A 12,653-nucleotide genomic window follows, 5' to 3' on the forward strand; every position below is an offset into this window, starting at 1 on the left:
GCCCGGTGGTACCGGGCGCACGCCGCGGAGCGGATGCGGGTGCGGACCGGGGCTTTCGGGCTAGGCCCGCCCCGTCCCCCTGCTTCCCTGGCCGATCCCGTTCCCCGTGCCGTGCGGAGCGTGGCTGTGACCGTGGTGCTGGGCGTACGGCTGCGGCGATGCCACCGGTGTCGTGTCCAGGCGGGCGGTGATGACCAGGGTGCCCTCCTCGATCTGGTAGTCGAGCGGGAGGCCGAGGCCGCGCATGGCGGCGACCATGCCGGTGTTCGACGCCTGCGTGACGGCGTACACGCTCGCGCAGCCCGCCTCGACGGCCATCGCCACCAGGCGGCCGAGCAGTTCGACGCCGATTCCCCGCCGCTGCCAGTCGTCCTCGACGAGCAGCGCGACCTCCGTCTCGTCGCCGTCCCAGAGGAGATGACCGAGTCCGACGATCCTGCCGGATGCCGTCCGGACGGCGAGCGTGCGCCCGAAACTGGGGCTGAGCAGGTGGTTGAGGTATCGGTCCGCGTCCCCGACGGGGCCGTGGTACCGCATGCTCAACGTGCGCGGCGAGCAGCGCTCGTGCATCGCCTTGGCGGCCTCGAGGTCGGAGACGTCCGCGCGCTGTACGGTGATCGGGTTGCCCTCGGGAAGCGTCAGCATGTCCTGCCCGCGCGGAACGCGGGGGCCGAGCCGCGCGTCCAGTTCGACCAGCGCCCGCGCCCGGGCGAACTCGGTCGGTGTGAACGGCAGATACGGCCGCTCCACCGTGATCACCCCGCCCTCCGGCGCGCGCAGCCGCATCACCGTGTCCTCAAGGGCCCCCTCCACAGGAGCCCCCTGCGTCGCCCGGCCGGAGACGGGAGAGGTGGCGGGCAGTGAACGGATCGTGCACCGGCCGAGCAACTGCCTCAGCGCGAGCGGCAGTTCGGAGGCGTCGAGGGCGGTACGGGTGGCCAGACCGAGCACCCGGGTCGGCGCGTCCACCAGGTCGTGGGCGTCGGCCCGCTCGATCCACGTCGAGGTGCCGCCGGCCTGCGCCACGCTGCGGGTGATCTCGGAGGTGGCCAGCTCGGCGGGCGCGCGCAGCAGGAACTCGTCGACCGTTCCGTCCGCCAGCGGGTGCGTCTGGAGGCTCAGGATGTCGACCTGGAGCCGTGCGAGCGCCGTGCACAGCGCGGCGAGCGAACCCGGCGCGTCCTGGACCGTCGTACGCATCCGCAGCAGCACGGTCGCCCCCACGGCGGGCAGCGGCGCGGAGGTTGCCGCGTCCTCCCCGGAAAGCACGCCCGTTCGCCCGTCCGAGGGTGGCCGGGCGCCGGTATCGCTCGTCGGCGGAGCGTGACCGTGGCGGCGTGCCCACCATGTGTGGAATCCGGCCGTGGCGGCCAGCAGCACCGCCGATATCACCAGCAGCGCGGGGCCGTCGGGCCCGTGCCCGATCAGATTGGCCACACCGTCCGCGACCGCCACGGCCGTGAACAGCGCGGCGAGTTCAACGAGGTCCCGTCGCCAGTGGTGAACGGGCCGTCCGTGCTTCGCACGCGTCACATCAGACATGTCTGGAGTCATACCTTCACTGTGAAGGAATGGTGTTGCGTGATCACGAACGGCTTGTGACTGATCGGTTAAGTGTCGTTCTGCCCTTTTTGCAGTTCTTTTTACGGGTCTTTTGCCTCGAACACGGGACCTCGCTGCCCACCTGGTCAGGGCCGCGGGGCCCTTGATCGTTCTGCGTCACAAGTGCGGCGGCCCCGTTTCGGGCAGCGGCCTTCCGCTTCAGCCGACGGCTCCCCGCGCCGGGCGACGGCCGCCCGTGTCAGGCGACGGCCTCCCGCGTCAGCGCGGTCCGCAGTCGTCGGGCCTGGGTCACGATCTTGGACGAGCCGTGCCGCTCGGCGGTACCGGCGAGATGGGCCAGATCACCGCGTGCCCCGGATCGCTCGGCGCAGTCGGCGGCGATGGCCAGCAGCTCACCGAGCCCCCGCACCGCACCGCCGCCCGCCCCGTCGGCGGTGAGGTCGGCCAGCAGGGCCGGCAGCAGGCCGAGCAGCACCGACCAGACCGTGGCGTACGCACCCGTGGCCGCCGCCGTGCGTATCGACTCGGCCAGCCGGGACTTCTTCAGCGCGCCCCTGCGCACCAGCTCCCCGATGTCCGAGCCGAGCCGCCCGGCGTCGAGCTGTCCCCGGGCGGCGAGGACCAGCAGGGCGTCCACAGCGGCGAGCCGGTCCTCGGGATGCCGGGCCCCGAGCCCGTACGCCAGGCACAGGTGCAGCGCCTCGCCCGCTGCGCCGTCGGCCTCGGCGAGCAGCGGCAGCATCGCGGCGTCCATGCGGACGTCCTCCACCGCGGCCGTGCTGATGTCGCGCAGCAGACGCGCCGCCACCAGTTCCCGGCGTCCCGGTACGACGGCCGGCCAGTACCGTTGGTCCGTGACACCCCAGTGTCCGCAGTACCAGTGATCCTTGAACACCGCGAGGGGGCGTCCCAGCAGCCGGAACTCCTTGGGGAACAAGCCCTGTATCTCTTCCAGTTCGCCCAGTTCCAGAAGGATGCGGGCGCCCGAGGTCCGTCGGCGGCTCGTCGGGAGCAGCGGCCCCTCGGCGGTGAGCCACTGAGACAGCCGGTACCCCTCGGGGCTGCCGAGCGCGCGGGCCCGCGCCGCGGCTGCCTCCGTCGTCGCACGGTCGTCGCGCCGCACGCGCAGAAGTGCCTGCGCGAAGTCGGCCGTTCCCGGCCGGGCGTCGAGCCGCCGGTACTCGGTGAGGCGTTTCACCAGCTCGTCCGGCTCCAGCAGCCCGGTGTCCCAGGTGGGAGTGGCCAGCAGGAACGGCATCGGGTCGGTGCGAAGGCGGTAGCCCGCCTCCCACAGGCGCGCGTCGAGGGCGCGGGAGAGCGCGCTGTGATGGCAGTTCCCTCTCGTCGATCCCTGCTGCACCGCCGCACGGAGCGTTTCCATGCCGACCCCCTCGAACAGGGCCGCCAGGACGACTTCGAGACCCTGCGCCGACTCACGGAAGCTTCGGTCCACGACCGGGTAGCTCGGATCGCGGTCCTTCCACCAGCAGCGCGCGACCACGGGGCCGAGGGCCTCCACCAGAGCGTCCCGATCGCGGTGGGCGTGGCGGACCAGGCCGTCCAGAGCGCGCTCGAACGCGGCGACCCCGCCACCTGAGGCCAGGATCGCGCTGACCTCCTCGGCCAGTTCGGTCACCGATTCCGGTGCCGGCGCCAGCCGCGCCCGCTCAGGAACGGGCGGCAGTACTTCCTCCTGGACCGTCGAAGCGGAGCCCGGAGCCTCGATACCGAGGGCGCGCTGCGCCCGCAGCCGCAGTCCCGGGCTCAAGTCGGCGCTGAGGTCTTCGAGTCGAGCTCGCACGTCGAACGAGTCGGGAAGCGCGCCGACATGGCGCTCCACCAGCTTCAGCGCACGCTCCTGCACGTCGGTGTCCTCGTGCCCGAAGGCTTCGGCCACCGCGGGCAGCAGCACGTCCGCCGTGGACGGATCACGCTTGAGGACCTTCCCCAGCAGGACGAGCTGGGCGCGTACCAGCTTCTTCTCCGTACGGAAGAGCACACCCGAGGACATCTCGGCCAGCTGCCGGGACGTCAACTCACCGTCCAGCGCGAGAGAAGCGAGCACCGACTGCGCGTACCAGGCGACGCTCGGCACGGCCTGGCCGGCGAGCACCGTCCAGTCGGCGGAGCGCTCGCGTTCCTCGCCACGCGTCGGAGCCAGCGACGACAGCAGACGCAAGAAGACCCGCTGGTCGGCCGGGGCGCCACCGCGCAGGAGCCGCGCGACGCAGGCGTCCAACACGACCTTACGGTCGAGGATGCCCTCCTCGGACAGCTCGGCGAGGGCGTTGTACCAACTGCCCGGTCCGTCGCCGAACAGCCAGGCGATCTGACTCGTGACCTCCAACGACTCGAAGAGCGCGGTGACCATCACGGACACGTGCGGCTCCTTGCGCAGTCGCTGCGCCACCGTGCCTCCGCCGTGCCATGAAGCACCGATGTGCTCCAACCAGCCCCGCACATAGGCGTCGGTCGTCGGGACCTCGCAGCCGGACAAGGCCACCAGGCCCGACAGCAGGGCGAACGGGACCCGGGACGTCGCGGGCCGGGCGGCGAGCCGGTGCGTCAGATCGGCGAGCCAGTCGGTCTCGCGATCGCCCAGCACGTGGAGCAGGACACCGGGGGAGGCCTGGGACCAGCGCATGTCCACGCCGGCGATCCAGGTCGCCGCACCGGCGACGCCCGTGTGACACGCGGCTCCCGCCGCGTGCAGCGCGGGATGGGCCACGCGCGACGCCGCGTTCCATGGCGCCGACCGCAACTCCTTGCGGAGTTCCTTCAACGCGGGCAGACAGGACCGGCGTTCACCGTCGGTCATCCCGTCCAGGAGTCCGGCGGCCTCGACCGTCCGCCCCGCTCGTACCGCCTTCAGCAGTGCCTCGCCGCTCATCGCCCATCGCCCCCGTCGAACCGAACTTCCAGGAATTCCTCACGTCGTTCCACGGCCGGAGCCGGAGCCGGAGCCGGAGCCGGGACAGGGACCTGAGCCAGGGCCGGAGTCGTGGTCGTAGCCTGACCGTTCCCGTTCCCGTTCCCGTTCCCGTTCGCGCTCCCGCTCTTGTGCTCGGCCCGAGCGCCCCGCCGCACCATCCGCACCGCGAGAGCGTGCTTGCACGGCCCGCGGCCGCCCCGGTACTTCGCCCACCACAGGCAGGAACAGCTCAGCGTTCCCGCGTCGTCGCGGACGCGGTGCACATGTCCGTCGTCCGCGGTCACCGTGCCGATGGCTCCGTCCAGGGAGACCGCGCCCGCGCCGACCAGGGCGTGGGCCGACCGCAGGCGCGGGTTGTGCCGCTCGGCCCGCCCCGCGTCGTACGGCAGTTCCCGGTGGAAGTACGCGGCTTCCGCGGTGTCGTAGCCCACGCGCCCCGATGTGCCCAGCCGGACCAGGGCGGCTCTCACCCGCTCGGCCGGCAGGCCGGAGGCGGCGGCCAGTTCGCCCACATCGACGCGCGGTTCCCACGCCAGCAGCACCGCGATCAGCTCCGCGTCCTCGGCGGCCTCGTCGGTGGCGAGGGAGTCCAGCACCCCGCCCTCTCCGGAGAAGCCCCGGGAGGCATCGGGCGACAGCGTGAGCGTCAGCCGCATTCCGGGCAGGACCGCTTCCCAGGCGCCGGCCAGGGCGGTGTCTCCGGTGACCGGTGGGCCGTACACGCGCAGGGCCGTCGCATGGCGCAGCACCCGCTGGAGCGCGATCAGCCGGTCGGGGCCGGGCAGACACACGGCTCCCGGAACCGGCCGGGTCGTCGGACGCAGTCCCCGGCCCGCCGGCACCACCCACTGGGCGCCGCCCGACCTGCCGCGTACCGTCCCGCGCGGGAGGGACCGCAGGAACCGCACGGCCTCGGCCGCGGGAAGTTCGGCCCGCAGATCGAATCCCGCCGCCGCCACCTGGGCCTCCGCGAATCCGCGCAGCCAGCGGTCGGGCAACGGCACCTTCTTCTCCACCACCGGTCCGTCCAGCGTGGTCACGGCCATCTCGTCGGGGCCGACCCGGAGATGCAGTGGATCGTCCGTGCCGATGCGGGAAAGGGCCTCGCGCAGCGGGTTGTTGACGTCGACATTCGTCGTCCCGTGCCCGATCTCGTCGCCGTCGAGGCCCGGTGCCAGTACGTCCAGACGCGCGTACACCCCGCCGCAGCCGGAGAAGGACTCGAACCGCAGACGGTCACCGTTGCCCGTGACCACCGGGTCGAGGGACGCGCGCAGCTGAGGCTGGTAGTAACGCGCCGCGGCGACGTCGGCCACCGCCAGCAGCCCCGCGGCGGCCACCTGGGGTGACGTCAGAAAGCCCGCGAAGAAACGCGGATGGTCCTCGAAACCCGTGGGCGTCGAGCCCCGCGAGGTCTCGAGTCCCAGCCGCCGCCCGCCGGGCGCGGACTCCAGAACGGAGGGTCGGGTGTAGGCCACGGCCTGCAACGATCGCGTCATGGAAAAACCGTAGAGGCGACCACTGACAATCACCTCTGACCTGCGACGACACTCTGCCGAGGGGGACGAATGCGGTTGTCCTTCGGCCGGCGGCCGGGTCTTCCCGCAACTGCGCGTGGTCTACGGTTCGTTGCGATGCGAACCCGGTACGTCTCCATGCGGCGCCACCCGGCGCGAAGGGTCATGCCCGTCAGCGGAAGCGTCAATGCGCCCTTGATTCCGGCTGGTCGGCGGGCGCGTGACCGGAATCGGTGAAGAACGGCACCGCCCGGTACACAGAGAGGTGGGGGTCGTCCGCGGCGACCCGCCCCGGGGACAGCGGGCAGACGATCCGAACGCTCCGCTTCCGTTCCTGTCGTGCAAGCCAATGTGCCTGACTGAGCAGGCCCGCGCCGATGCCGCTGAGCGCCAGTCCTATGGGGACGCCCGTCATGAAGGCGACGAACAGTTCAACCACGAGAACCACGATCACCCCCTTCGTCAGCGGTTCTGTGACGCGTCGGTACTCGTCCTTCCGTGACACCACCACGGCTCCCGGGGTGTGGGAGCGGCGGCTTCGAGCCGTTCCCGATACCAGGTGCGGCGGGGGCCGGCGAACCATGCGAAGGGGAGGCCGAAGAGCAACAGCGCCGAAGTGGTGATCGCCGCGCCGCTCATCCCCTGTGTGTGGCCGAGCAGTACGGGGAGCGCCCCAGTGGTCCCGGCGAGAATCGAGAGCGTTCCCATCGCCCGGGCCGACGCGACGACCCCCACCAGGTCGGGTCCGGTACTCATACGACGTGATCCTCCGACCTTTGTTTGATCCGAGGGATCATAAGACAGTTGGCCGGTGCCCTGATGAGAACGACTCTCGCCTGTGTGCGGTGGTCCGGCTCAGGGGTACATCAGGATGAGTGCGGTGGTGGGCAGCAGCGTGCCCGTCACGCTGAGCAGCCAGTAGCTCCGAGCGGCGAGCGAGGTCCTGCGTGCGAGGGCCCGGTTGGTGACCGACCACAGCAGCGCGTACAGGCCGACGACGGGTACGACGATCACCAGCCAGAGGGCCATGCCGTCGTTCTCCGTCGGCTCCGGATCGATCCAGTTCGCCGTCAGGAACCACAGCAACCAGATCGGCACCACCCCTGGGATTCCGAGCAACAGGTTCACGCCTACGGTCATCGGCCACCGCCTGATCATCCGTGCCCCTCCCCGTGATCGACTGCGGTGACGGTACCGCGAAGGCCGGTGGAGGAGTCTTCATGACCGAGTCGAGCCGGCGAGGTGTGGTCCCGGGCCAGGCGGACCGGTGCCCCTACTGGCCTACGCGCCCCGGCTGGAGCACCTGTGAGAACAGCACGGTCCCGTCCTGCTCCCGCAGCCGCACCGTCAACTCGCCGCTGCCGCCGTCGATGTCGACCTCGCCGAAGAACTGATAGCCGCCGGCGGGCGAGACGTTCGAGGCGACGGGTGCCTTCACGAACACCCGCTCCGGACCGAACGTGTTGTCCAGCACGCTGGCCGGGAAGGCTCCGGCGTTCAGCGGACCGGAGACGAACTCCCAGAACGGTTCGAAGTCGGTGAACGCGGCCCGCGACGGCTGGTAGTGCTGCGCCGACGTGTGGTGCACGTCCGCGGTGAGCCACACGGTGCCCGTGATCCGACGGTGCTTGATGAAGCGCAGCAGCTCGGCCAGCTGGAGTTCCCGTCCGAGGGGCAGGCCGGGGTCCCCCTGCGCCACGGCCTCGATGTTCGGCCGGCCTTCGGTCGTGTCCGGTACGACGAGGCCGAGCGGCATGTCCGCGGCGATCACCTTCCACACGGCCCGCGAGCGCGACAGCTCGCGCTTCAGCCACTCCAACTGCCCGGCGCCGAGGATGCCCTGCGGATCCGTCGTCTGGTTGTCCGGCGAGTTGGCGTTGCGGTAGGTGCGCATGTCGAGGACGAACACGTCCAGGAGCGGACCGTGACGCATGACCCGGTGCACGCGTCCGTCCCGGTCATCCGGGCGCAGGGTGGACACGGGGAAGTACTCGCTGAACGCGCGCCGGGCTCGGGCCGCCATGACGTCCACGCTCTTCTCCGTGTAGCGCGTGTCCGTGGTGGCGACCACCTCACCGGGATACCAGTTGTTGCGCACCTCGTGGTCGTCCCACTGGATGACGGAAGGCACCTGGGCGTTGAACCGTTTGAGGTTCTCGTCGAGCAGGTTGTAGCGGAAATTGCCGCGGAACTCCGCCAGCGACTCGGCGACCTTGGACTTCTCCTCGGTCGTGATGTTCCGCCAGGTGCTGCCGTCCGGGAGCGCGGCCGTCGCGGCGATCGGACCGTCCGCGTAGATGTTGTCACCGCTGCACAGGAAGAAGTCGGGGTCGAGCCGGGCCATCGCGTCGTAGATGCGGTAGCCGCCGATGTCCGGGTTGATGCCCCAGCCCTGTCCCGCCAGGTCGCCCGACCACAGGAAGCGCACGCCGCCGCGCCGGCTGTGCGGAGCCGTACGGAACGTCCCGGGCACCGGCTCCCCGGTGCGCCGGGGGTCGTCGGGGTCGGCGAGCAGGACGCGGTAGTGGATCTGTTCACCGGACGGCAGTCCGCGCAGCCGGATGGTCCCCGTGAAGTCCGTGTCCGCGCCGAGCAGCGGACCGTGCCATCTGCGCGAGTCGCGGAACGACGCGGTCGCCGAGGTCTCGACGATCATCCGTGCGGGCCGGTCGGAGCGGACCCACACCAGGCCGGAGTCGGTGGTCACGTCGCCGGTCTGGACGCCCCAGCCCGCCTTCGGTCGGCCGGACAGGGCGAGGGCCGGTGCCGAGCCGAGCGTGGTGGGCAGGGCCAGCGCCGCCGACGCGGCCAGGGAACCGCGCAGCACGCTGCGGCGGCCGGGGATCGAGCTGAGCGGACGGTGCGACATGGATACGCCTCCGGGGACGGATTCGGCCAGTGTGCAGAGCCACAACTACTGGTACGCCGCAGCGCGCACGCAAACCACGGGTGAACAACCGGCCCCGGTATGTGCGGAATCGACGCGGATCCTGCGGAGCCGGACCCGGTCGACGGCGTGGGGCCCGGAGAAACCGCCCCGAACCTGGGTGTGGTGTCTCAGGGCGCCGAGCACTCGTCAAGCGCGCCCCGGCCGCGTACGGCCTCCGCCATCAGTCGCACGCCGTCCCGTATCCGCGCGGGCGGCAGATGGGCGTACCCCAGCACGAGCCGTACGCCGTCCGCGGCCGTCGCTCCGTAGTGTGCCGACGGCCGGACCAGGACCCCGGCCGCCGCGGCCCGTACGACGAAGCGGTCCTGTGGCCCGTACCGGCCGGGCAGCGCGGCGACGACGTGCAGACCGGCCGCGATGCCGGAGACCTCCGTGCCCGGAAAGTGCTCCTCCAGGGCCGCGACCAGGACGTCACGCCGCTCCCGGTAGGCGCGCTGGCAGCGGCGCAGTTGACGGTCGTAGTCGCCACGCTCGACGAAGCGGGCCAGGAGCGCCTGATCGAGGACCGGGTTGCCGAGGTCCATGGTGCGTTTGCGCTCGACGACCTCCTCGAAATGGCGCGCCGGAACGAGGAGCCAGCCCAGCCGAAGCCCCGGAGCGAACGATTTGCTGACCGAGCCCGTGTACGCGACATGCTCGGGATCGAGTCCCTGGAGGGCGCCCACCGGGGCACGGTCGTAGCGGAAATCGCCGTCGTAGTCGTCCTCGACCACCAGCCCGTCCACGGACCGGGCCCAGTCGAGGAGTTCGGCGCGGCGCCGTGCCGAGTAGGCGATCCCCGTGGGGAACTGGTGGGCGGGCGTCGTCACCACGGCTCGTACACCGGAGGCATGGAGCGGAGCGACCGCCAGGCCCTCGTCGTCCAGCGGCAGCCGTACGGTGCCGACGCCGGCCGAGGCGAACAGCGAGCCCAGTTCCGGGCTGCCCGGATGCTCGACGCCCACGGTGGGTGTCCCGCGCGCGTGGAGCACGAATCCGAGCAGTGTCATCGCCTGGGCGACCCCGGAGACCACGACGACGCGCTCCGGGTCCGCGACCACGCCCCGGCGGCGTACGAGGAGTTCGGCGAGGGCGGTCCGCAGTCTCGGCAGACCACGCGGATCCGGGTAGCCCAGTGCCTGGTGGGGCAGTTCGGCCAGCACTCCGCGGTGCGCCGCGGCCCACGCGGAGCGCGGGAAGAGAGACAGGTCGGGGGTTCCCGCGACGAAGTCGGCCCGCACCCCGGCCGCCCGCGGGGCACGGTCACGCGCGCGCGGGCCCACCGCGCGGACCGCGCCACCGACCCAGGTACCGGCCCCGCGGTCACTGCGCAGATACCCTTCCGCGGTCAACTGCTCGTACGCCTCGGTGACCAGCCCCCGCGACACGCCGAGATCTCCGGCCAGTTCGCGACTGGACGGAAGCCGGGTGCCGGGAGCGAGACGCCCGGAGCGGACCGCCTCGCGCAGTGCGGCCTGAAGGGTGCGACCACGCGCGCGGGGCGGCGCCGACGCGGCCGGCAGGAGCAGCTCCCACGCGGCCGTCCACGAGGGTGCCGCCGCTGTCGGAGCGGGACGTGGCGGCCCGCCGCGATTGGTCCCCGATGACGTCATGGAAGTGGACCTTAAACCGGGCCACGCCCGTCCATAGCGTCGGAGCCATGAACGCCACCACCACCCGGGGCGCGCTGCTCGCCGCCCTCGCCTGCGTCCTCGTCGGAGGTTCCTTCACCGCCAACAGCGTCATGGGCCACTATCCGTACGCGGGGGGCCAGTTCCTGCGCTACGGGCTCGCCTGTGTCCTTCTGCTGCCCCTCGTCGGCCGGGGCGGCGCCGCCCCGCTGCGGCGGCTCATGCTCCGCCAGTGGGGGCGCCTCGCGCTGATCGCGGCCGTCGGCATGGTCGGCTTCAACCTCGCGGTCCTCGCCGCCGAGCGCACGGCGGAACCGGCCGTCCCCGGCGTCTTCGTGGGCTGCGCCCCGGTCGTCGTCGCGGTGCTCGTACCGCTTCAGGACGGGCGTCGTCCACAACGCCGGGTCCTGTACGGGGCGTTGCTCGTCGCTCTCGGCGCGTCCGCCGTCCAGGGGTGGGGTCGCACGGACGCGGCCGGGATCGCGTACTCCCTGGGCGCGCTGGCCGGGGAAGTCGGCTTCGCCGTCCTGGCCGTACCGGTCCTGCGTCCGCTCGGGCCGCGGCTGTTGTCGGCCACCGTGTGCGGTGTCGCCGCGGCGGAGTCGGCGGTGGTCGGGGTGATCACCGGCGGCGGCAGATGGCTGCGGGTGCCGGACGCGACCGAGGCGACCGCGCTGGTGTGGCAGGCGGCGGTCGTCACGGTCGTCGGCTTCGTGTGCTGGTACACGGGCGTGCAGCGCATCGGCGCGGAGCGCGCCACGCTCTTCTCCGGGCTCATCCCGGTATCAGCCGCCTGCACCGCGCCGCTCGTGGGCACGGGCGCCTACGGGATCGCGCAGGCTGCGGGAAGTGCCCTCGTGGGCACCGGAGTCGCCCTCGGATCAGGCGCGTTGAGCCTCGTCGTCGGGCGGGGCCGCCGGGCTGCCGCGAGGGGCCGCTCGACGACAGCCGCTCATGACCGATCGAAAACCGCCGCCCGGGACCGTACGACCATTACCGACCACGACCGTACGACCGCCGTCGCCCATGACCGTACGACCGCTGTCGACCGGGACCGTACGACCACTGCAGACCAGGGCCGTACGACCGCTGCCGCTGAGGACGGCTCAGCGGCTTCCGTCGAGGATGACGCGGGCGACGAGCGCCGGGTCGTCGTTCATCGGGACGTGGCCGCAGCCGGGCAGCCGCACCAGTCGTGCCCGCGGAATGATCTGCTTGGCCCGGACACCCTGGCGGCGGATCAGCAGTCGGTCGCGGGTGCCCCAGGCCACGGTGACGGGGAGTGTCGGGATGTCGTCCGTGAACTGGACGTTCGTACCTGCCCGCAGGGTTTCGTCGAATCCCTCGGCGTGGGCCAGGGCGAGGGTCTCGGCGACGACCGCGTCAGGTGAACGGCGGCCGGGCCGGGCGTAGATGGAGCTGGTCAGCACCGCCCGTCCGGCTGCCGAGCGGGAGAGCCGCTCGATGACCGGGACGGGCGTGCGGCGGGCAGCCTGCCGCATGGCGATCAGCAGGCCGAAGGCGTAACGCCGCTCCACCGGTGACCAGAAGCCGGCGGGTGAGAGCGCGGTGACGGACCGTACGAGCTTCTCGCGCCCCAGTTCCAGGGCCAGGAGCCCGCCGAGCGAGTTGCCGGCGACGTGCGGCCGTTCGATCTCCAGTGCCTCGCACAGCGCGCCGAGCAGGGGCACCACCGTCGACAGGTCGTGGGTCATTCCCTCGGGCAGCGCCGGGGACGCGCCGAAGCCGGGAAGGTCGACGGCGATCACGTCGCGTTCGGCGGCGAGGATGGGGATGACCGGGTCCCAGGCCTGACGGTGGTGGCCGATGCCGTGCAGCAGGAGCAGCGGTTCGCCGGTGCCCACGCGCGCGTAGGACACGGTGACCGCCTTGGGGCCGCGCGGTGAGGGGAGGCTGACGGTGACCGTGTCGGACATGGGACTGCTCCTCGTCTGAACGCTGTGACGAACCATCTTGTAGACAGCTTGTCAGCAAGTGCTACCGACGGGTAGCCCCGAGCCGTCACGAACCGTGCGTCAGCCGTCACACGCCAGTCATCACACGCCAGCCGTCACACGTCA

General features: G+C 71.8%; 9 protein-coding genes and 1 pseudogene. 1 reads left to right on the forward strand and 9 read right to left on the reverse strand.

What is annotated here, in order from left to right; genetic code table 11:
* Positions 1 to 60: 60 nt before the first annotated feature.
* The 8 genes from OG780_RS34790 to pdxR all read right to left on the reverse strand — a co-directional run bounded on the left by OG780_RS34790 (position 61) and on the right by pdxR (position 10,554).
* Positions 61 to 1,554, reverse strand: coding sequence for a GNAT family N-acetyltransferase (locus OG780_RS34790; protein ID WP_328454882.1), 1,494 nt, complete (start codon positions 1,552 to 1,554; stop codon positions 61 to 63).
* 247 nt (positions 1,555 to 1,801) lie between these two features.
* Positions 1,802 to 4,453 carry a DUF7824 domain-containing protein gene (locus tag OG780_RS34795; RefSeq protein ID WP_328454884.1) on the reverse strand — a complete coding sequence of 884 codons (2,652 nt, stop codon included), beginning with the start codon at positions 4,451 to 4,453 and terminating at the stop codon, positions 1,802 to 1,804.
* On the reverse strand, positions 4,450 to 5,994 hold the full coding sequence (locus tag OG780_RS34800) for an SWIM zinc finger family protein (RefSeq protein ID WP_328454886.1): 1,545 nt from the start codon (positions 5,992 to 5,994) through the stop codon (positions 4,450 to 4,452). The genes OG780_RS34795 and OG780_RS34800 overlap by 4 nt, the downstream gene beginning before the upstream one ends.
* A 202-nt stretch (positions 5,995 to 6,196) precedes the next feature.
* On the reverse strand, positions 6,197 to 6,460 hold the full coding sequence (locus OG780_RS34805) for a hypothetical protein (protein WP_328454888.1): 264 nt from the start codon (positions 6,458 to 6,460) through the stop codon (positions 6,197 to 6,199).
* Between the two features lie 14 nt (positions 6,461 to 6,474).
* On the reverse strand, positions 6,475 to 6,768 hold the full coding sequence (locus OG780_RS34810; protein WP_328454890.1) for a hypothetical protein: 294 nt from the start codon (positions 6,766 to 6,768) through the stop codon (positions 6,475 to 6,477).
* A gap of 99 nt (positions 6,769 to 6,867) precedes the next feature.
* The gene (locus OG780_RS34815) at positions 6,868 to 7,152 is read right to left on the reverse strand and encodes a hypothetical protein (protein WP_328454892.1); all 285 of its coding nucleotides are present in this window, start codon (positions 7,150 to 7,152) and stop codon (positions 6,868 to 6,870) included.
* Between the two features lie 133 nt (positions 7,153 to 7,285).
* Positions 7,286 to 8,881, reverse strand: coding sequence for an alkaline phosphatase D family protein (locus OG780_RS34820; protein WP_328454894.1), 1,596 nt, complete (start codon positions 8,879 to 8,881; stop codon positions 7,286 to 7,288).
* Positions 8,882 to 9,069: 188 nt separating this feature from the next.
* Positions 9,070 to 10,554: a MocR-like pyridoxine biosynthesis transcription factor PdxR gene (pdxR, locus tag OG780_RS34825; protein ID WP_328454896.1), complete on the reverse strand. Its 1,485-nt coding sequence runs from the start codon at positions 10,552 to 10,554 to the stop codon at positions 9,070 to 9,072.
* 47 nt (positions 10,555 to 10,601) lie between these two features.
* On the opposite strand from pdxR, the pseudogene OG780_RS44730 reads away from it, so the two are divergent.
* A pseudogene (locus tag OG780_RS44730) lies at positions 10,602 to 10,952 on the forward strand (EamA family transporter); the annotation flags it as partial.
* 726 nt (positions 10,953 to 11,678) lie between these two features.
* On the opposite strand, the gene OG780_RS34835 reads toward OG780_RS44730, so the two are convergent.
* Positions 11,679 to 12,509: an alpha/beta fold hydrolase gene (locus tag OG780_RS34835; RefSeq protein ID WP_328454898.1), complete on the reverse strand. Its 831-nt coding sequence runs from the start codon at positions 12,507 to 12,509 to the stop codon at positions 11,679 to 11,681.
* Positions 12,510 to 12,653: the final 144 nt, after the last annotated feature.

It is taken from the genome of Streptomyces sp. NBC_00386 (assembly GCF_036063235.1).
GTDB lineage: Bacteria > Actinomycetota > Actinomycetes > Streptomycetales > Streptomycetaceae > Streptomyces.

What these genes read in the sequence shown, in the direction of transcription:
- OG780_RS34800 (WP_328454886.1), bottom strand. Translation starts at nt 5,994, where the DNA reads ATGACGCGATCGTTGCAGGCCGTGGCCTACACCCGACCCTCCGTTCTG.
- OG780_RS34835 (WP_328454898.1), bottom strand. Translation starts at nt 12,509, where the DNA reads ATGTCCGACACGGTCACCGTCAGCCTCCCCTCACCGCGCGGCCCCAAG.
- OG780_RS34815 (WP_328454892.1), bottom strand. Translation starts at nt 7,152, where the DNA reads ATGACCGTAGGCGTGAACCTGTTGCTCGGAATCCCAGGGGTGGTGCCG.
- OG780_RS34810 (WP_328454890.1), bottom strand. Translation starts at nt 6,768, where the DNA reads ATGAGTACCGGACCCGACCTGGTGGGGGTCGTCGCGTCGGCCCGGGCG.
- OG780_RS34790 (WP_328454882.1), bottom strand. Translation starts at nt 1,554, where the DNA reads ATGACTCCAGACATGTCTGATGTGACGCGTGCGAAGCACGGACGGCCC.
- OG780_RS34795 (WP_328454884.1), bottom strand. Translation starts at nt 4,453, where the DNA reads ATGAGCGGCGAGGCACTGCTGAAGGCGGTACGAGCGGGGCGGACGGTC.
- OG780_RS34820 (WP_328454894.1), bottom strand. Translation starts at nt 8,881, where the DNA reads ATGTCGCACCGTCCGCTCAGCTCGATCCCCGGCCGCCGCAGCGTGCTG.
- pdxR (WP_328454896.1), bottom strand. Translation starts at nt 10,554, where the DNA reads ATGACGTCATCGGGGACCAATCGCGGCGGGCCGCCACGTCCCGCTCCG.